The following is a 19055-nucleotide window of genomic DNA, read 5'->3' as shown; positions in this document are numbered from 1 at the left end:
CCGAAGCGCAGTGAATATTACCTTACGCCACCAGATCTGAAGCCAGGCGCGCCAGCAGGATATGCGACATGATAACCGGCATTTCCAGCGTTTGATGTAGCATGTCCCGATGCCGTTTGGCATATTCCGGGCCATCCAGCACCAGGACCTCAGCGCCGCGCTGCCTGAGAGCATCGCCGGCAGCAATCAGCGTAGCGTTATCATCCAATGGTGCAGCAGATGCATACAGCGGCGGTATCTTCAGGCACTGCCATTTTTGCTGCCGATCGGGCATAAATTCCGAGTGCGGGAATAAAATACCGGCCCGATGGTCGCCAACGACCGGGGCGATCAGCGGCGGGATAATGCGATCCGCCACCAGTAACGTTGCATGGCCTGCGTGCAAAGAAGAAAATTCACCCACCGCCAGCACAACGATCGCCGCAGCGCCTTGCTGGTCAAGAGTCTGCACCACGCTTTGAAGCGCCTGCTCTACTCTGGTGTACGAAAGTTCTAACAGCGTTCCGTCGTCCCACTGTGCAAGATATGGCCTGTCGCCGGGCCGCAGCCCATAATTACCAATAAATTCCTGTTTGGTCTGTTTCTCTGTCAAGCTAGTGTGTGTCATTAACGGCGCTGAAATATAATCGGCTAATAGCGCGTTAAATTCGCTATTCTCCATTGCGCCGACAGAAATAATCGCCAGAGCTGGATTCATTTTTATTATCCGTCTATCCGGTGGCCCGGCGTCCCCTCAGGCTAATACCAAAATGAGTGGACGCAAATAAACCCGTAAGGTTATCAGGAAGGGTGTTTCTCACCGTTAAAAAGCGTATCGAAATATCACGAAACTTATGCGACTACGCCGCGAATCAATAATGACTCAGGCGCCAGCGGATAGCTGCGGCAAAACCGCCAGAATGTGTGCGACAACCTGTTCCGGCGGCTGAGCGGCGTCAACGATATAGTGCGCGCTTTGCCGGTAAAGCGATTCTCGTTCAGCCAGCACTTCTGCAACTTCTTCATTAATTGCACGGCCCGTTAGCGTCGGGCGTAACCCTGATTCAGGCTCGGCTTCAAGACGCTGCGCCAGTACTTGACAGGGCGCCTGCAGGTAAACGACTTTACCGTGCGCGCGCATAAAATCCCGATTAGCTTCGGCAAGCACAATTCCGCCGCCGGTAGCGATGACGGTAGATGCTGCGGTCACCGCCTGCAGCGCCTCGCATTCGCGCTGACGAAATCCATCCCAGCCCTCACGCTGGACAATTTCCGCCACGCTCATGCCTGCCTCAGCCTGCAACCAGCGATCGGAGTCCGCGAACTGGAATCTTAGTGCATTCGATAGCGCTTCGCCCACCGTCGTTTTCCCACAGCCGCGCGCGCCTACAAGAAACAGCGGCATCGTTACAGAGACCTGCTTTTGTTCTGTATCCATTTATTTAATCAGCTCATGTTCGGCCGCTAAGGGTGCCGCGATAATATCAAAAACGCTGGTGCGGTTAAAATCCGCGTATCCAGTTTCATAGACACGCTTTTTTCATTCCGCCCCGGCTCGGTGAAAAAATAATGATAAAAGTGCAAGAGGCGCTAATACTTAGCGCCTCATTTACCTGCCGCCAGGGTTGTAACCCGTTTCGTAGTAGATAGCGAGCAAACCTGCAGCGCCCCGGCGTACGGGGGGCAAGCATAACCCAACGCGTTAACGGGCCAGTAGTCCGCAACACTCTCACGGACCCTGCAGGCATCGCGATGCCAGCACCTAATAGCGAACCCGAAAATTGCTCTTACTTTTGATGTTACAGGCGACCCCGATTCACCGAATACTCGAACAAACCGACAAAGCGCTCTTTATTCACTACTTGCGCCGTATCTTTTCACAAAACGCGCTGATTAACTCATTTCACAGGCAATTGCGGCGATATGCCGCGCGCTGGATTTTACTCACCGGATCGAGTCCGCGCAGCGTGTAACCATTTGTCCAGCTCCGCGGCAAATTGCTGCCGATCGCGCTGGCTCAGGGCGGAAGGGCCGCCTGTCTGTACGCCGCTTGAACGCAGCGTCTCCATGAAATCGCGCATCACAAGGCGTTGTTTAATAGTATCCGGCGTATAGCGCTCGCCGCGCGGATTCAGGGCCAGCCCCCCCTTTTCAATCACTTCAGCGGCTAGCGGAATATCAGCAGTGATGACCAGGTCTCCCGCTTCACAGCGCCGCACTATTTCGTGGTCGGCCATATCAAAACCGGCAGCGACCTGCAAAGTATGAATGTAGGGAGAAGGCGGCGTTCTGAGCGCCTGGTTTGCCACCAGCGTTACAGGGATTGTTGTGCGCGCCGCAGCGCGGTAAAGCGTCTCTTTAATCACGTTCGGACACGCATCTGCGTCAACCCAAATTTGCATAATCATTCCAGCCCCGGGGAGATAAACCCGCAGATTGTCGCTGCGGTTCACGGTCATTGCAATAAAAGGTCTGCGTTTTCTCGCATCGGCCCTTATCCCTGGACGCAAGGCGCGTTACTCTATGAAGCAACACTTGTAGCGAATATGGAGTAACGCGATGGATAAAAAAATCGGTTTTATCGGCTGCGGCAATATGGGGAAAGCCATTCTTGGCGGGATACTGGCCGATAAGAACATCGCCCCCGAAAGCATATGGGTTTATACGCCGAATGCGAGTACCGTGCAGGTAATAGTCGATGAATACGGAGTTTGCGGCGCCTCCAGCGCCCAGGCAGTGGCGCAGACCGCAGATATCATCTTTGCCGCAGTCAAACCCAACATTATTCTGAAAGCGCTGGGCGATATTGCGTCACATCTGGATAAAAATACGCTGATAATTTCGATCGCGGCCGGCGTTACGTTAGAAAGCCTGGCCTCCGTTCTCGGCCACGATCGCAAAATTATTCGCGCTATGCCTAACACTCCATCGTTAGTTAACGCGGGAATGACGTCGATTACGCCAAATGCGCTGGTCACGCAAGACGAACTGCACGCAACGCTTGCCCTATTCCGCAGCTTTGGGAAAGCCGAAAGCGTTCCCGAGGAGATTATCCACCCCGTCGTCGGCGTCAGCGGATCGGCGCCCGCCTACGTGTTTTTATTTATCGAAGCACTGGCAGATGCTGCGGTGCTGGGGGGAATGTCCCGTAAGCAGGCTTATCAATTCGCCGCACAGGCCGTTATGGGTTCTGCAAAAATGGTGCTGGATACAGGGTTACATCCCGGTGCGCTAAAAGATATGGTGTGTTCACCCGGCGGCACGACGATCGAAGCCGTGCGCGTTCTGGAAGAAAAGGGGTTACGTTCTGCCGTAATGGAAGCCGTCGCAGCCTGTATGGAAAAGTCCCGACAAATGGGAAAACAGTAAGCATTGCTAAATAATTTCAGGCGGCCCTAAGGCCGCCTGATTCACTGACTCTGAGCGTCAGGATTACTTTTTCAGACAGCTGCTCATAAACGTTTTACGCGCTTCGCCCTTCAACGCCTGACTTTTAGCATTGGCATTACAGTCGCGCATTTTCTGCTGCTGCGGAGTTACCGCTTTCCCGGCTGGTACCGCGGCCTCTTTTTTCAGGCAACCGCTCATAAAGGTTTTACGTTCATCGCCTTTGAGCGCTTTCGCACTGGCTTCATGGCTGCAGACCGTCATGCGCTGCTGCTGCGGAGTCGCCGTTCTTTCCACCGCCTGAGCGCTTGCCATCCCAATAAAACCCATCATTACTGTCGTCAATAAAACTGTTTTCATAGCGATAATCCTTTTTTATTGTGCGTAATAATAATGAGCCGCACGGCTAAAAAACGCCAATTTAATTTAATTCGTTAATTAAAGTTAAGTCGATAACTTATCTGTGGCCGGATTTCATAATGCAGACTGAATAATGTAATAATTAGTTCAGATAATTAATGTACTTTAATGAGCGTTATAAAAAGAATTATGCTGCAACCCATTTACATAATCACTGTAGCTGATTAAGCAATTTGTTAAGATAAATATGCAACATTTCCCTATTCCCATCGGTATTGTCTGGCGAATATGTCGTGGAAAAATGGCAATGTTCAATATCATCAATAACGCTATGACGTACCATCGCATTGGTATTTTTTAACAACGAGGCCAGCATAATTTCTAATGCCTGAACGCGTGCCTGTAGCGCTTCTGTCTCAGCCTCTTTTTCAGCAATCTTGAGCAATAGCTCGGCAATTAAATTCTTCATATTCGTGTTTCCGCTGGCTTATGTTTAACGCCAAATTAACATTCACCGTACATAAAACCTATCGTTTTCTATTTTATTTTTCTTTTTATTCCCTTATCGGTCGCGCAAAAGAGATATTTAATCGCCAGCGAAACGTTTTTATAATGCGATAATTAAGATAACGCGCTTTTTCGCTGGTGCTGCAAAGCGCGCCTTAATTGCCAGATATTTAGAAGCACCACCAGCGCCGTCGCCGCAAAAACCCAGCGATATCCCGCAAGTGCCGACACCCCTGCGCCCATTAACGGCCCCGCCACATTACCCAGATACATAAATGATTGGTTATACCCCAATATTCGCCCGGTCACCCGATCGCTGGCCTGTTTGACTAACAGTGTTTGCACAGCCGGCAGCATTGCGCCGTCGGCAAAGCCAAGTAAAAAACGCAGTATCGCCAATTGAAGCGGAGAGGTGACAAACGACATGGCAAAAAATAACGCTACGGCGATCGCAAGCGTCGCCACCAGCACGCGAGCCGTACCGATGCTATCTCCCAAACGCCCAAGCCGTGGCGCAGAAAGCAGTGCAGATACCCCAGGCACCGCGGCAATCATGCCGCTTAGAAATGCAATATTCGTGCTGCCGTGGGTCATTTCTTTAATATAGAGCGCGAGGATAGGGCCAATAGAGCCATTCGAAAGCTGGATAACCAGCGTGGTGACAAAAAGCGCAATCGCCAGTCGTGGGGCTTTCAGCGTGGCAAAGACGGCTTTTGTATTAAGCCGCTCCGCCTTTGTGGCTGCCGGGCGCGCAGACTCTTTAATGAAAACAAGCGTAACTAAAAAACTCACCATCAGCAGAGATGATGTGACCAGAAAAACCGTACGCAGCCCCAGGCGATCCGCCATCGCGCCACCCAATAACGGCCCAATAATTACTCCGCTAATTTGAGCGGTAGATAATGTACTTAATGCCCAGCCGCTGCGGTCTCGCGGCACCTGTGAAGCGACTAACGCCATTGCATTGGGGATATATCCCGATGTCAGCCCCATTACACCGCGCAAAATGAAGAGTTGCCACACATTAGTCGCCCAGGCCTGTAGCAATATAGCTATCGCCATGCCCAGCGAGGCGCGCAGCAGCATCAGCTTGCGCCCTTTACGATCGGCAAGACTTCCCCACAAAGGGGAAACAATCGCCGAGACTAAAAAAGTGATGCTAAATGTTAACCCTGACCACATTGAAAGCGCTTGATGCGAGCTAACCCCCAGCTGAGAAACATAAAGCGGTAAAAACGGTAATATTTGGCTAATGGCCAGGCCGGTAAAGAAACAGCCGAACCAGACCGAAATAAGATTAATTCTCCACTTTTCCATGATAATCGCGTTATTTATTCGCTGGTGATACGTAGTTTATCAGATACCCGTTTTTGCACAGGCACACGTACTGCTCCGCGCACCGGGCACCTCCCGTTTTCCGCCATCGCTTACTCAGCGCGTACCATTATTATGCGCTGATATTAGCAGCGCGGCACGCAGCGCCCATGAAGCTGACCCCGCACAGTGTCGAACGGTATATGCGGAGCAGCAGACCGCGCCGCCGGGATAAAAACGGCGGCGCAGACGGCGCACGCCAGGCAGAAAGCAACCAGCCGCGCACCCAACGGATGTACACAGCGCGACGGCATGCTATGTTGTCCTCTTTTAAGATGTTTTTTGAAGGTGACAACATGGCAAAACTGCGCGTGGGTATCGTATTCGGCGGCAAGTCGTCGGAGCACGAGGTCTCCCTCCAGTCGGCAAAAAATATTATTGATGCACTCGACGGCTCTCGATTTGACCCTATTCTGCTGGGTATGGATAAACAAGGGCGCTGGCAGCTTAACGACGTGCAGGAGTGGTTATTAAACGCCACCAACCCGGCTGATATGGCACTTAAACCATCCGCGCAGCATATTGCGCTATGCCCCGGCTTGCCGCAAGAAGCTCTGCTTAATATCACACAAAACGCCGCACTGAACGTCGACGTGATTTTCCCAATCATCCATGGCTCGCTCGGCGAAGACGGCTCTTTGCAGGGGCTGCTGCGGATGGCTAACCTCCCCTTCGTCGGCTCCGGCGTTCTCGGGTCGGCGGCCTGTATGGATAAAGATATTACCAAACGACTGCTGCGCGACGCCGGGCTGTCTATTGCCCCGTTTATTACGCTACGTTCCAGCACGCGTGACGGGACGCCATTCAACGAGCTGGAAGCGCGATTTGGCCTGCCTTTGTTTGTGAAACCAGCGCGCCAGGGCTCCTCGGTTGGCGTAAGCCGGGTTAGTAATGAGGCGGAGTATCGCGCTGCGCTAGACCTGGCCTTTCGGTATGATACCAAAGTTATCGTCGAGCAAGGCATTACTGGCAGGGAAATTGAGTGCGCCGTATTGGGCGATGAAACGCCCGAGGCCAGCGTATGCGGCGAAGTGATAGTCAGTAGCGACTTTTACAGCTATGACGCGAAGTATATTAGCGATAATCAGGCGCGCGTGACCATTCCTGCCGAACTGGAGCCACACGTTAGCGAGCGTATTCGTCAGACCGCAATCAAAGCCTGGCAGGCGCTTGAATGCTACGGCATGGCGCGTGTGGATGTTTTTCTTACGCCGCAAAATGAGGTGGTAGTTAACGAGGTTAATACCCTGCCCGGCTTCACTAATATCAGCATGTATCCCAAACTTTGGCAGGCTAGCGGCCTGAGCTATAGCGATTTAATAACGCGCCTGATCGAGCTGGCGCTAATGCGGCATCGCGAAGAAAACGCGCTGGAAACGGCGATCGCGCCCTGCTCCAGCGTAATTAACGGGCTCCAGTCGAGGTAACAACTTAACCGCTACCAATGCGGCCGCTGCGGTTATTCCTCCTTCCGCAGCGCGCCTTATCGTCATACCTGAAAGTAATCTGGCCGTGTCGGATGCCTGGCTTTATTAAAACGATACTCGTCGCCTGATAAAACGCGCTTATAAACGGATCCCTTCGGCGGAAAGCGCGTTTTTATTGCCGACTGAAATTACGGCCTGTGAGTGTGGTCATCAACAGGTTTTGATTTTGGCTCTGCCTTATTTTAAATACCACAAGGCTGCAAGACTGGCAGAGGCTTCCTATTAAGGGGTTTGGTACCCCCTTTAGGGTGAAACCATTGCCACCTTCTGGAAAGCGAATTTTTATCCGTGGCAATACCCCCAAAGGCGCTTTGCGCTAAGCCGCCGTACACCAGACTCACCGTGGCAGGAGCGCCGCTGCGATGTTCGCCAGGTGCGTCAGCAGATGATAAACAGCGCACAATTCAAAGCAAATATTGCGCTACGTAAAACCGCGCTAGCCCAGGCACAAAGCGATTTACAGCGCCGAATTCCCTTAGGTAACTCAAATCTGATTGGCCGTGAAGAGTTACAGCATTCCCGCGATGCGGTCGCCAGCGCCCAGGCACAACTGGATGTCGCCGTACAGCAATATAATGCCAATCAAGCCATGATTCTGGATACCAGTCTGGAGCAGCAACCGGCGGTTCAACAGGCTGCAACAGCGGTGCGCAACGCCTGGCTTTCGTTGCAACGTACTCAGATTGTCAGCCCTATGACCGGATACGTTTCACGCCGTTCTGTGCAAGTGGGGGCGGAAATCGGTACGACTACGCCGCTTATGGCGATAGTGCCATCCAGCAACTTATGGGTAGACGCGAACTTTAAAGAAACGCAGCTGGCCCATATGCGTATTGGCCAGCCGGCGACTATTATCAGCGATATTTACGGCGATGATATTGAATATAAAGGAAAAGTCATCGGCCTTGATATGGGCACAGGCAGTGCTTTCTCGCTGCTACCCGCGCAGAATGCAACCGGAAACTGGATTAAAGTCGTACAGCGTTTACCGGTGCGTATTGAACTTGATGCACAGCAGCTTGAGAAACATCCGCTGCGCATTGGCCTCTCTACTCAGGTAAAAGTAGACACCAGCAATCGCGATGGCGGCGTGCTGTCCACCCAGCAGCGTACAACTCCCGCCTATCAAAGTAACGCACGCGAATTGAACCTAACGCCGGTAGATCGGTTGATTGCCGATATTATCCGGGCAAACGCTGGCTGATGCGGCGGAGATAGTGATGCAACAACAAAAGCCGCTGGAAGGTACGCCGCTGGTCATTATGACCATCGCCCTGGCACTGGCCACTTTTATGCAGGTGCTGGATTCAACGATAGCGAATGTCGCCATCCCTACCATCGCGGGAAACCTGGGCTCATCACTGAGCCAGGGGACATGGGTGATAACCTCATTCGGCGTTGCCAATGCGATTTCTATCCCTCTTACCGGGTGGCTGGCAAAGCGCGTGGGAGAGGTAAAACTCTTTTTATGGTCAACGGCAGCCTTCGCCGTCGCCTCCTGGGCCTGCGGCATCTCCAACAGCCTCGGAATGCTTATTTTCTTCCGTGTTATTCAGGGGATTGTTGCAGGTCCATTGATTCCTTTATCTCAAAGCCTATTACTGAGTAATTATCCACCGGCCAAGCGCAGTGTCGCCCTGGCGCTGTGGTCCATGACTGTTATTGTTGCGCCCATATGCGGGCCAATTTTGGGCGGCTGGATCAGCGATAATTACCACTGGGGCTGGATATTCTTTATTAACGTTCCTATCGGCATTGTGGTCGTGTTGATGACACTGCAAACGTTACGCGGCCGCGAAACCAGAACCGAACGGCGGCGCATTGATGCCGTCGGGCTGGGGCTATTAATTGTTGGCATCGGCAGCCTGCAGGTCATGCTCGATCGCGGTAAAGAGCTTGACTGGTTCAATTCCTCAGAAATAGTTATTTTAACCATCGTTGCGGTCATCGCGATTAGTTTCCTCATCGTATGGGAATTAACGGATAAAAACCCCATCGTCGATCTTTCACTCTTTAAGTCGCGAAACTTCACGATTGGGTGTTTGTGCATCAGCCTGGCCTATATGCTGTATTTCGGGAGTATCGTGCTGCTGCCGCAGCTTCTCCAGGAGGTTTTTGGCTATACGGCAACCTGGGCCGGGCTGGCTTCGGCGCCCGTAGGCATTATTCCCGTCATTCTATCGCCGCTGATTGGGCGCTTTGCCCATAAACTGGATATGCGACGGCTGGTGACATTTAGCTTTATTATGTATGCCGTATGTTTCTACTGGCGCGCATGGACATTTGAACCCGGCATGGATTTCGCCACTTCCGCATGGCCACAGTTTATCCAGGGGTTTGCGGTTGCCTGCTTCTTTATGCCATTGACTACCATTACGCTATCCGGATTGCCATCTGAACGACTCGCGGCGGCTTCCAGTTTGTCTAATTTTACGCGTACGCTCGCAGGCTCTATTGGTACTTCGATTACCACCACACTCTGGACTAATCGGGAGGCAATGCACCACGCGCAGTTTGCGGAGTCGGTCACGCCTTATAATCCGAATGCGCAAGCCATGTACGATAGGCTTCAGGATATGGGCATGAGCCAACAGCAGGCGTCGGGCTGGATAGCGCAGCAGATAACCGATCAGGGGTTAATCATCTCCGCCAATGAGATTTTCTGGGCTTCTGCCGGCGTATTCCTGTTAATGCTGGGAATGGTGTGGCTGGCTAAACCTCCTTTCGGTGCCGGCGGCGGTGGCGGCGGTGCACATTAATCATCGGCATCACTCAAGGCTTATAGAGTAGCAATGCGTTAATATGGCCTCCGAAAGGGGGCCTGACATTTCTTTATCAACATGCTGCAGTTTCTTCTGGCTTCAGTCTGCCATCCCATCTCTCATCAATCGCTCTATGTTGGACACCGGCTATCGCTCTTTACCACATAATACGCTTTCTACAGGCGGCTTTAACGCTGGCGTTATCAGGGAAGATGTTAACCCCGCGGTATGTTAACAAAAGGATGTGCGACCGGAACTAGCGTCATGCCAGCACAGAGCTCCGCTTTATAAGTCTCTTAAAATAGGCAGTAAAAATCCGCCTTCATAGAAGGCGGCTTTGATTACGCCCCAGAGCGGCGCTCTAAGTTCGGGCTCATAGAGCCCTCCCTTCACACTTCATATAGCGATAGCTGTGTATCATCCACTTCATGCTTTTCCTGATACTTTACGTATTTACGGATCATTTCTGCATTCACACCTACGCTGTCTACGCAGTATCCCTTTGCCCGGAAGTGATTTCCTCATAGCTTATGCTTACAAACTTACTGAAGAGCCTTATTGCTGTCCTGCCCTTCAAATGGCCCATCACTTCTGATACTGCTGACAGTCTCGGCGGTATTTTCATCAGAAGATGCACATGCTCTAACCGTAGGTTTAATTCAATAATTTGGTTCTTCAGCTGCTCACTGAGTATCCCTATCTGTCGGTACACTTCCTTCCCAACATTGCCTTTGAGTATTCCGAAACGGCACTCAGGCGCCCAGACTATATGATATTGACAATGCCACAGTAGGTGGGAAGCGCTTTGGAACCTGCTCCTGTTTAATTTCCCTACAAGTTGTGCGGACAACAGACAGAGATTTTGGCATGGGGAGGTTTTTACAGGCAGAGCTAAAACCGAGTCGATAACCACGTCCACGGGACGTGGTTATCAGTTAAGAATAAAAAGCCGGTCACAAGACCGGCATTTTGGGTGAGGGAAACATTTCCTGCGCATCTGGCAGATGCGAGATTAAACGTGCAGCGCCTGGAGTTTGTCCTCAGGCAGCGCAAGCTCTTCATTACTGTTTACGCTGATGCCGCGCTCAATGATATGACGGGCGATGTCCTGCGCTTCACTCAACGAGTGCATTTGATAGGTACCGCACTGATAAACGTTGAGCTCAGGGATTTTACTTTGGTCCTGAACTTTCAGCACATCGGCCATCGCCGCTTTCCATGCTTCTGCCACGCGGCGCTCATCCGGCTGGCCAATCAGACTCATATAGAATCCGGTACGGCAGCCCATTGGAGAAATATCAATAATTTCTACGCCATCGCCATTAAGATGATTCCGCATAAATCCTGCAAAAAGATGCTCCAGAGTATGGATGCCTTTTTCCGGCATAACTTCCTCATTCGGGATACAAAATCGCAGGTCAAAAACAGTAATCGTATCGTTATGCGGCGTATGCATCGTTTTAGCAACCCGCACCGCAGGCGCCCCCATACGCGTGTGATCGACAGTGAAACTATCCAGTAATGGCATCTGGTCACCTCCGATAAGTGATTTTTTACAATAAGAGTGAACTATTCATTACGCGGCGAGTCTGAATCTATGAAAGACGCGCATTTGTTATCATCATCCCTGTTTCAGAGATGAAAATTTGGCCACACTGATGTGGCCTTTTTCTTTTGTTTTCATCCCTGGCGCTTGAGCCATGACTCAAACGGCTCGCTGTCCGACGCTTCAATTTCTCGCTGCCGCGCGAACGAAGCATCGCGTTCCTTACAAAAATCATCTTCACTTAGTATAGATAACGGCTCTTCCACCAGCATTGCCTGATATTGCTGAGCAAGCTGGCGGCCAGTCCCCACAATGCCCTCAGCTTTCATCGTTTGCAAGATGCGTGCGGAATAGGTTAACGACGAATCGTCAAAACATTGGTTTAATGCATCGCAAACATCGCGATATGCAGATCCACCAGAAATGCCATCCAATGTTTCAGCCACTCTGCGTAAATCGCGAAACAGATTTTTGCCGACGGTGCTTAAGGGGTACTGCGCCGTTTCGCAACCGATACCCAGCGTTAAGCCGGGTTTTCGCCCTTCGAGAATCACACGATTCCAATTCACACGCGTACACTGAAGTTCCGCGCTGCTCATTTCAGGCGCCTGCGCCAGCGCACACCAAATCATAAACAAATCGAGAAAGCGCACCTGCTGCGCATCAACGCCAATGGGTGAAAAGGGATTAATATCCAGCGAGCGTACTTCAATATATTCTACACCACCGCGCAGTAGTGCATCTGAAGGCGTTTCGCCTGAATGAGTAACGCGTTTCGGGCGAATAGGCGCATACAGTTCATTCTCAATTTGTAAAACGTTGGTATTGAGCTGTAATGCTTTACCGTCCTTATGCAGGCCAAGCGCAGCGAATTCTTCCGACGGCGTATGAATAGCGCGCTTCAGACCTGCCACATAGGTATCCAGGTTGTTAAACGTTATCCCTAGCTGGCTTTGCGATTTATTGGTGTAGCCTAAATCGCTGAGACGTAGCGAAGTTGCATACGGTAAATAGTACATACCGCATTCCGTTTTCTCGAATGGCAAAGAGCTAGGATTGCCCTGAAGAAACGAAGAGCAGATCGCCGGGGAGGCGCCAAATAAATATGGAATGACCCACCCAAATCGATAATAGTTACGAATCAGTCGAAAATAACCGTCCGAGATAGCAGCTTTGCCGCTTTCAGCATCACTCACCCCGCAGCGCGCCTGCCAAAAGCTAAGCGGCAGTGAAAAATTGTAGTGTACGCCAGAGATAGTTTGCATCAATGCGCCGTACCGGTTTTTCAACCCTTCGCGATATAGCGTTTTCATCCGCCCTATATTCGACCTGCCGTATTGCGCCAGTTCTATACGCTGCCCATCGTCTATAAAGCAAGGCATACTTAGCGGCCACATGCGTTCATCACCCAATTCTCGGGCAGTATGACGATGCAAGTCGCGCAAAAAGGCCAGCATATGATCGACGTCGCCATCGACGGGAGTGATAAACTCCAGCAGCGCCTCAGCAAAATCCGTCGTTATCCATTTATGGGTCAGCGCCGCACCTAAAGATTGAGGGTGCCCTGTTGTTGCAAGATGGCCTTCTTTAGTAACGCGCAGCGTCTCGCGCTCAAGACCGCGATGAATTCCCTCTACCGCGTGAGGATGGGCTTCCAGCCAGGCTAACGCCTGTGATACATCCGGGATCAATGTGACCTCCGCCTGTCAAATACGTTTTCATTTAGCATAATTGCCATCGTCGACCATAACGAGAACGGCTCCATTATCGGTCATAGCGTTAATGCGTGTTATATAGCGAAGAAATAGTCAGACGCCTCTTTAAGCGCAAGCTTAATTCAGGCGTACATCTATGGCATCCATACCCGCTTTATGCGCGGCCTGTAATCCTAAATCCCCATCTTCGAATACGACGCATTTCGCCGGCGCAACGCACATTAATTGCGCGCAGCGTAAAAAAGTATCGGGAGCGGGCTTCGGATGCAAAACCTGGTCGGCACCCACCACGGCCTCAAAGTATTGCCGCAAATTTAAATGCGTTAACAGGGATTCCGCCAGCGCCGTTTCACTGCCCGTTCCCACAGAGAGCGGCCGATGTTTGTACCAGTGTTTTACCACGTCCAGCGTCGGCAGTGGACGCACGCTATCAAACAGCATTGTCTTTATCAGAGCCGTTTTCTCACGAGCAATAATAGCAGGATCGATATCCAACCGGTTTTGTTCAACGATATGCCGGGCAATATGCCATACAGGAGCGCCATTGAGCGCTATCATAGCGTTTTCATCAAAACCGCAGCCGTAGCGCCCTAACACTTCACGCCAGGCCTGACGATGGGTTGGTTCTGTGTCCAGAATTGTCCCATCCATATCAAATATCAGCCCACTGTAACTCTCGTACATCTGGCCTCCGCAGACGCAATATCCCGATGTGTTACTTTATCGTAAACGGCTTACAATGTCGCTAATTGCAACTGGAATAATCACTATCGTGATGAAAATATAGACAGTCTAATTCTATATTTCCGTATATTAAAGACGCGATAACTTGCGCTTAAGCAACGGCGATAGTGGGAGATATCGGCAAGGTAAAACCTGGTAACTGTAAGGCAAGGATAAAGCCAGGAAGAGTGAATCGTGTGCGGTAAATTAGGGAAAATTAAATCTGTGAACATTTAGTGAGAAAGCCAGGCATCTTATCTAACTATACCGTGGTGCACTTGCCAGTCAGGCAGTCAGGCAGTCAGGCAGTCAGGCAGTCAGGCTGTCAGGCTGTCAGGCTGTCAGGCAGTCAGTCAGCATTTCACGTGTCTATGATGAAAAAAGTGGGCTGTTGTTGAAGGAAAGCATTATCAGGAGATGGTGCATCCGGGAGGATTCGAACCTCCGACCGCTCGGTTCGTAGCCGAGTACTCTATCCAGCTGAGCTACGGATGCATTGGAATCTTATAGTATTCGTAATCATACGCGATGATTCAAAACATAAAGATGGGTGACAAACAGTATTTACAACATGACTCTAATAAGATGGTGCATCCGGGAGGATTCGAACCTCCGACCGCTCGGTTCGTAGCCGAGTACTCTATCCAGCTGAGCTACGGATGCAATAAAATCTTATAGTACTCATCATCAGTGATGATATTCAGGAAGCAAAAGCATTACCTTTTGCAACTTCGCGCTGCCGCTCCTGGCAACACAGGGAATATGGTGCATCCGGGAGGATTCGAACCTCCGACCGCTCGGTTCGTAGCCGAGTACTCTATCCAGCTGAGCTACGGATGCAAATGGCGGTGAGGCGGGGATTCGAACCCCGGATGCAGCTTTTGACCGCATACTCCCTTAGCAGGGGAGCGCCTTCAGCCTCTCGGCCACCTCACCACACGCCTCTTTACGAGTGCGCCTTTGTTATTACTACTCATCGGCGCTGCGTGGCGCACATATTACTTTCTACGACTTATAAGTCAAACAATTTTTCCTGACGCGATATCGTTTGAACACTTCACACACAATCCGGCTGCAATAACAACAAAACGCACGCTTTATCAACGTATAACCCTAACGACGCCGCAGGGTATATCGAGAAATACTCTCTCCGTCAGGCAGTCAGGCAGTCAGGCAGTCAGGCAGTCAGGCAGTCAGGCAGTCAGGCAGTCAGGCAGTCAGGCAGTCAGGCAGTCAGGCAGTCAGATCTGAAAGGAAAATACAATAGTAAAAAAACGAACGCCTTGCCGCACAGCGGCGTCAAGGCGCGCATGCCTTAGTAACTAGATTGCTGGGATTTTTCAGCCTGGATACGCTGGTAGATCTCTTCGCGATGTACAGATACTTCTTTAGGGGCATTCACACCTATGCGAACCTGGTTGCCCTTTACCCCTAATACTGTCACGGTGACTTCGTCCCCAATCATGAGGGTTTCACCAACTCGACGAGTCAGAATCAGCATTCTTTGCTCCTTGAAAGATTGAAAGAGTCGGGCTCTGTATCCCGGCATATCCATCGTATAACGTTAAACGATACTCTGTGTTCGCGCTCGAACTATATCTCTGCTCACTGTTATACCTAAGTTTAGCCGATATACACAACTTCAACCTGACTTTAATTATATAGATACATGAGATAAGAAAACGCCATAACGCAGCGTTATGGCATCTTATCGCGATTATAGTTTTTTACTTACAGCCTGGACGCTACCCAACTTTCAACGCTGGCGAGCGCGCCTGGCAAGGCTTTCGCGTCGGTACCACCGGCCTGAGCCATATCCGGGCGTCCACCACCTTTGCCTCCAATTTGCTGGGCAACCATTCCGATCAGTTCACCCGCTTTAACGCGATCGACTAGATCTTTGGATACCCCAGAAATCAGAGAAACCTTATCTCCCGACACAGTTGCCAGAACGACGACTGACGATCCCAACTGGTTCTTCAGGTCGTCAACCATAGTCCGCAGTAGCTTGGGATCTACTTCGCTCAACTCGCTAACCAGAACCTTAACGCCTTTAATCTCAACCGCGCGGCTGGAAAGCGTGGCGCTTTCCTGCGCGGCATTCTGAGATTTAAGTTGCTGCAGCTCTTTTTCCAAATGACGGGAGCGTTCCAACATCGCACGGACTTTCTCTGTCAGACTCTGTGCATCACCTTTCAACAGCGAAGCTATCTCATGCAGGCGATCGCTTTCGGTATGAACTAATGCGATAGCGCCTTCACCGGTTACGGCTTCAATGCGACGCACACCAGCAGCAGTACCTGACTCTGCGGTAATACGAAATAGCCCAATGTCACCGGTCCGCGATGCATGCGTACCACCGCACAGCTCTGTTGAAAAGTCACCCATGCTTAATACGCGAACGCGTTCATCGTACTTTTCGCCAAACAACGCCATAGCCCCTTTCGCTTTAGCGGCGTCAAGGTCCATGATTTGGGTTTCAATCAGAAGATTACGACGAATTTGCGCATTGACAATATCCTCAACGGCGCGGACTTCTTCCGGCTTCATCGCTTCAAAATGGGAGAAATCGAAACGTAACCCTTTATCATTTACCAAAGAGCCTTTTTGCGCGACATGGCTTCCCAATACCTGACGCAGCGCGGCATGCAATAAATGGGTTGCGGAGTGATTCAAACGAACGCGGGCGCGTCGCGCTTCATCTACCTGCGCACTAATGCTATCCCCAACGCGTAGCGTACCTTTTGAAAGATGCCCACTGTGGCCAATGGCCTGACCGTATTTCTGGGTGTCTCGCACGTCAAAACTGGCATCGTTATTGGCTAATAAACCTCGATCGCCAACTTGACCGCCAGATTCAGCGTAAAAAGGCGTTTCATCCAGTACAATTACAGCGTCCTGGCCCGCCGATACGCTATCGACTGCGCTTCCGTTGACAAATAGCGCGCTAATTTTAGCGCCTAAATGTAAACTGTCGTAGCCTTTAAACTCGGTGGCGCCGTCAACGCGAATCACGCTATTGTAATCGGCGCCAAAGCCGCTTGATTCGCGCGCGCGGCGACGCTGCTCTTCCATAGCCGCGTCAAACCCGGCTTCATCAACTTTGATATTTCGCTCGCGGCAAACATCCGCAGTTAAATCTACCGGAAACCCATAGGTATCGTATAAACGGAAAGCGGTTTCACCATCCAGCGTATCGCTTTTAAGCTGCGCCAGTTCTTCGTCCAGCAGCGCCAGCCCACGCTCCAGCGTGCGAGCAAATTGCTCTTCTTCCGTCTTCAGCACCTGTTCTACCAGCTGCTGCTGGCGCTGGAGATCTTCCCCTGCGCTTCCCATTACATCAATTAACGGCGCAACCAGCTTGTAGAAAAACGTTTCTTTTGCACCCAGCATATTGCCATGACGCACCGCCCGGCGAATGATGCGGCGCAGTACATACCCACGCCCTTCATTGGAAGGCGTAACGCCATCTGCAATAAGAAATGCGCAAGATCGGATATGATCTGCGATAACGCGCAGCGACTTATTACTTAAATCCGTAGCCCCTGTTACTTTTGCAACTTCGGCAATCAACGCGCGGAATAAATCAATATCATAGTTAGAATTTACGTGCTGCAGTACCGCCGCGATACGCTCCAGACCCATGCCGGTATCGACAGAGGGCTTCGGCAGAGGCGCCATCGTTCCATCACTCTGGCGATTAAACTGCATGAAAACGATATTCCAGATTTCAATATAGCGGTCGCCATCTTCTTCCGGGCTGCCCGGTGGTCCGCCCCAGATATGATCGCCATGATCGTAAAATATCTCGGTGCACGGGCCGCAAGGGCCGGTATCTCCCATCTGCCAAAAGTTGTCAGATGCGAAAGGCGCGCCTTTATTATCACCAATACGGATTATGCGTTCACGCGGAATGCCAATTTCTTTAGCCCAAATGTCATAGGCCTCGTTATCGGTTTCATAAACCGTTACCCACAGGCGGTCTTTAGGTAAGTTGAACCACCGCTCACCGGTCAATAATTCCCAGGCAAAGGAAATAGCATCCTGCTTGAAATAGTCTCCAAAACTAAAATTACCCAACATTTCAAAAAAGGTGTGATGTCGGGCGGTATAGCCTACGTTTTCCAAGTCGTTATGCTTCCCGCCCGCGCGTACGCAGCGCTGCGCAGTCGTTGCGCGGCTATAGTTGCGTTTGTCCACGCCCAGGAAGACGTCCTTAAACTGATTCATCCCGGCATTGGTGAATAATAGCGTCGGGTCGTTATGCGGAACCAGCGAGCTACTGGCAACAATCTGGTGCCCCTTGCTCTGGAAAAAATCGAGAAACGCCTGACGGATCTCAGCGGTGCTCTTGCTCATATTTATCCTGAAATCAAGCTAACGAATCGTTATAAACCGACTATGATAAACGGTTATCTACCGCTTTGTCTGGTTTAACTGAAAAAAGTGGGGAATAAGATATGTTTTATCACCAGGGATGTAAAACCCCAGAATGCGCTAATCAGAGAAATTTCGGTAAATAGTCTGGATATCTTCCGTAGAAAAACCGCGATATAACAAAAAGCGCTGTAACTTCGCTTTTTCAGTATATTCTGCGGGCAGCGGCTGGCCAAAACGACGCACTGCCTGTTCCCATGCAATCACTGCCCAATCGATATCGCTGGCGCTTAGCGCCCGATCAACCAGCGTCCGCTCAATGCCTTTTCCCTGAAGCTCCTGCCGAATACGCAGCGGGCCATATCCCTTTCTTCCACGGCCGGCAACATAGCGCTCAGCAAAGCGCGCATCGTCCAGCCAGTGCCGTTGAATACAATAAGTTAATACCGCGTCAATATCTTCAACGGTAGGGGCCTCATCCTCTGTACGCGACAATAAATTAGCCAACTTACCCCTTAGTTCTTGTTCACTGTGATCGCGCAGCGCCAGAACGCGCACTGCCCGTTCAAGAAGCCGAGTCTGCGGTAATATTTTTGATGATGAAGACATAATTTGCATATCCGGGTGTACGAAATTCACTGACGTAAATAAACATGACTATTCCTGAACCAAGGCCAAAATCTTAACAATGATAGGCGGCATTTTTATCAGGAAACAGAAATACGCTATTTACTGTATGAGTAGAATTCCTTCGGGAACCAAACAGCCCGCCAGGAAAAGCTAAAATCGCTACGCAGAGGTGATACTTTTGTTAGCTTATCAGACCAGCCTATTTAAC

Annotated in this window: 15 protein-coding genes, 4 tRNA genes and 2 pseudogenes; 4 read left to right on the top strand and 17 right to left on the bottom strand. The window is 50.8% G+C overall.

Annotated features, from left to right (window positions below):
- Window positions 1-22 precede the first annotated feature (22 nt).
- The 3 genes from SFA31_RS10420 to SFA31_RS10410 all read right to left on the bottom strand — a co-directional run bounded on the left by SFA31_RS10420 (window position 23) and on the right by SFA31_RS10410 (window position 2381).
- On the bottom strand, window positions 23-697 hold the full coding sequence (locus tag SFA31_RS10420) for an AroM family protein (protein ID WP_322837909.1): 675 nt from the start codon (window positions 695-697) through the stop codon (window positions 23-25).
- A 165-nt stretch (window positions 698-862) separates the two neighbouring features.
- On the bottom strand, window positions 863-1417 hold the full coding sequence (gene aroL, locus SFA31_RS10415) for a shikimate kinase AroL (RefSeq protein WP_322837908.1): 555 nt from the start codon (window positions 1415-1417) through the stop codon (window positions 863-865).
- 502 nt (window positions 1418-1919) lie between these two features.
- Window positions 1920-2381, bottom strand: coding sequence for a YaiI/YqxD family protein (locus tag SFA31_RS10410; RefSeq protein WP_322839348.1), 462 nt, complete (start codon window positions 2379-2381; stop codon window positions 1920-1922).
- A gap of 157 nt (window positions 2382-2538) precedes the next feature.
- Between SFA31_RS10410 and proC the strand changes: the two genes are divergently transcribed.
- Window positions 2539-3348, top strand: a complete 810-nt coding sequence (gene proC / locus SFA31_RS10405; protein WP_322837907.1) for a pyrroline-5-carboxylate reductase — start codon at window positions 2539-2541, stop codon at window positions 3346-3348.
- 63 nt (window positions 3349-3411) lie between these two features.
- Here the strand turns inward: proC and SFA31_RS10400 are convergent, their stop codons facing one another.
- The 3 genes from SFA31_RS10400 to SFA31_RS10390 form a co-directional block, all read right to left on the bottom strand.
- Window positions 3412-3726 carry a PsiF family protein gene (locus SFA31_RS10400; protein ID WP_322837906.1) on the bottom strand — a complete coding sequence of 105 codons (315 nt, stop codon included), beginning with the start codon at window positions 3724-3726 and terminating at the stop codon, window positions 3412-3414.
- Window positions 3727-3937: 211 nt separating this feature from the next.
- On the bottom strand, window positions 3938-4195 hold the full coding sequence (locus SFA31_RS10395; protein ID WP_322837905.1) for a sigma-S stabilization anti-adapter protein IraP: 258 nt from the start codon (window positions 4193-4195) through the stop codon (window positions 3938-3940).
- Between the two features lie 152 nt (window positions 4196-4347).
- Window positions 4348-5550 (bottom strand): multidrug efflux MFS transporter, encoded by a 1203-nt coding sequence (locus SFA31_RS10390; protein WP_322837904.1) that lies wholly within the window; start codon window positions 5548-5550, stop codon window positions 4348-4350.
- A 353-nt stretch (window positions 5551-5903) separates the two neighbouring features.
- On the opposite strand from SFA31_RS10390, the gene ddlA reads away from it, so the two are divergent.
- The 3 genes and pseudogenes from ddlA (at window position 5904) to emrB (ending at window position 9853) form a co-directional block, all read left to right on the top strand.
- On the top strand, window positions 5904-7034 hold the full coding sequence (ddlA, locus tag SFA31_RS10385) for a D-alanine--D-alanine ligase (protein ID WP_322837903.1): 1131 nt from the start codon (window positions 5904-5906) through the stop codon (window positions 7032-7034).
- Window positions 7035-7458: 424 nt separating this feature from the next.
- Window positions 7459-8298 (top strand): annotated as a pseudogene (locus tag SFA31_RS10380) (HlyD family secretion protein); the annotation flags it as partial.
- A gap of 16 nt (window positions 8299-8314) precedes the next feature.
- The gene (gene emrB, locus SFA31_RS10375; RefSeq protein ID WP_322837902.1) at window positions 8315-9853 is read left to right on the top strand and encodes a multidrug efflux MFS transporter permease subunit EmrB; all 1539 of its coding nucleotides are present in this window, start codon (window positions 8315-8317) and stop codon (window positions 9851-9853) included.
- Window positions 9854-10245: 392 nt separating this feature from the next.
- Here the strand turns inward: emrB and tnpA are convergent.
- From tnpA to SFA31_RS10320, 11 genes and pseudogenes are all read right to left on the bottom strand, one after another.
- Window positions 10246-10706, bottom strand: a pseudogene (tnpA, locus tag SFA31_RS10370) (IS200/IS605 family transposase).
- A gap of 162 nt (window positions 10707-10868) precedes the next feature.
- The gene (gene luxS / locus SFA31_RS10365) at window positions 10869-11384 is read right to left on the bottom strand and encodes an S-ribosylhomocysteine lyase (RefSeq protein WP_322837901.1); all 516 of its coding nucleotides are present in this window, start codon (window positions 11382-11384) and stop codon (window positions 10869-10871) included.
- Between the two features lie 152 nt (window positions 11385-11536).
- Window positions 11537-13093, bottom strand: a complete 1557-nt coding sequence (gene gshA, locus SFA31_RS10360) for a glutamate--cysteine ligase (protein ID WP_322837900.1) — start codon at window positions 13091-13093, stop codon at window positions 11537-11539.
- A gap of 141 nt (window positions 13094-13234) precedes the next feature.
- The gene (yqaB, locus tag SFA31_RS10355) at window positions 13235-13801 is read right to left on the bottom strand and encodes a fructose-1-phosphate/6-phosphogluconate phosphatase (RefSeq protein WP_322837899.1); all 567 of its coding nucleotides are present in this window, start codon (window positions 13799-13801) and stop codon (window positions 13235-13237) included.
- Between the two features lie 457 nt (window positions 13802-14258).
- Window positions 14259-14335 (bottom strand) — tRNA-Arg (locus SFA31_RS10350).
- 91 nt (window positions 14336-14426) lie between these two features.
- Window positions 14427-14503, bottom strand: a tRNA-Arg gene (locus SFA31_RS10345).
- A 100-nt stretch (window positions 14504-14603) separates the two neighbouring features.
- Window positions 14604-14680: transfer RNA gene (locus SFA31_RS10340), tRNA-Arg, on the bottom strand.
- Window positions 14681-14683: 3 nt separating this feature from the next.
- Window positions 14684-14776: transfer RNA gene (locus SFA31_RS10335), tRNA-Ser, on the bottom strand.
- Window positions 14777-15155: 379 nt separating this feature from the next.
- On the bottom strand, window positions 15156-15341 hold the full coding sequence (gene csrA, locus SFA31_RS10330) for a carbon storage regulator CsrA (protein WP_000906486.1): 186 nt from the start codon (window positions 15339-15341) through the stop codon (window positions 15156-15158).
- Between the two features lie 230 nt (window positions 15342-15571).
- Window positions 15572-18199, bottom strand: a complete 2628-nt coding sequence (alaS, locus tag SFA31_RS10325) for an alanine--tRNA ligase (RefSeq protein ID WP_322837898.1) — start codon at window positions 18197-18199, stop codon at window positions 15572-15574.
- Window positions 18200-18337: 138 nt separating this feature from the next.
- Window positions 18338-18826 carry a regulatory protein RecX gene (locus SFA31_RS10320; RefSeq protein WP_322837897.1) on the bottom strand — a complete coding sequence of 163 codons (489 nt, stop codon included), beginning with the start codon at window positions 18824-18826 and terminating at the stop codon, window positions 18338-18340.
- Window positions 18827-19055: the final 229 nt, after the last annotated feature.

Origin of the sequence: Erwinia sp. HR93, from assembly GCF_034555055.1 — a bacterium.
Classification (GTDB): domain Bacteria; phylum Pseudomonadota; class Gammaproteobacteria; order Enterobacterales; family Enterobacteriaceae; genus Apirhabdus; species Apirhabdus apintestini.
This window is presented reverse-complemented; position numbering and strand designations above follow the sequence as displayed.

Coding starts and splice junctions, on each gene's coding strand:
- SFA31_RS10420 (WP_322837909.1), bottom strand. CDS start 697: ATGAATCCAGCTCTGGCGATTATTTCTGTCGGCGCAATGGAGAATAGC.
- aroL (WP_322837908.1), bottom strand. CDS start 1,417: ATGGATACAGAACAAAAGCAGGTCTCTGTAACGATGCCGCTGTTTCTT.
- SFA31_RS10410 (WP_322839348.1), bottom strand. CDS start 2,381: ATGCAAATTTGGGTTGACGCAGATGCGTGTCCGAACGTGATTAAAGAG.
- proC (WP_322837907.1), top strand. CDS start 2,539: ATGGATAAAAAAATCGGTTTTATCGGCTGCGGCAATATGGGGAAAGCC.
- SFA31_RS10400 (WP_322837906.1), bottom strand. CDS start 3,726: ATGAAAACAGTTTTATTGACGACAGTAATGATGGGTTTTATTGGGATG.
- SFA31_RS10395 (WP_322837905.1), bottom strand. CDS start 4,195: ATGAAGAATTTAATTGCCGAGCTATTGCTCAAGATTGCTGAAAAAGAG.
- SFA31_RS10390 (WP_322837904.1), bottom strand. CDS start 5,550: ATGGAAAAGTGGAGAATTAATCTTATTTCGGTCTGGTTCGGCTGTTTC.
- ddlA (WP_322837903.1), top strand. CDS start 5,904: ATGGCAAAACTGCGCGTGGGTATCGTATTCGGCGGCAAGTCGTCGGAG.
- emrB (WP_322837902.1), top strand. CDS start 8,315: ATGCAACAACAAAAGCCGCTGGAAGGTACGCCGCTGGTCATTATGACC.
- luxS (WP_322837901.1), bottom strand. CDS start 11,384: ATGCCATTACTGGATAGTTTCACTGTCGATCACACGCGTATGGGGGCG.
- yqaB (WP_322837899.1), bottom strand. CDS start 13,801: ATGTACGAGAGTTACAGTGGGCTGATATTTGATATGGATGGGACAATT.
- csrA (WP_000906486.1), bottom strand. CDS start 15,341: ATGCTGATTCTGACTCGTCGAGTTGGTGAAACCCTCATGATTGGGGAC.
- alaS (WP_322837898.1), bottom strand. CDS start 18,199: ATGAGCAAGAGCACCGCTGAGATCCGTCAGGCGTTTCTCGATTTTTTC.
- SFA31_RS10320 (WP_322837897.1), bottom strand. CDS start 18,826: ATGTCTTCATCATCAAAAATATTACCGCAGACTCGGCTTCTTGAACGG.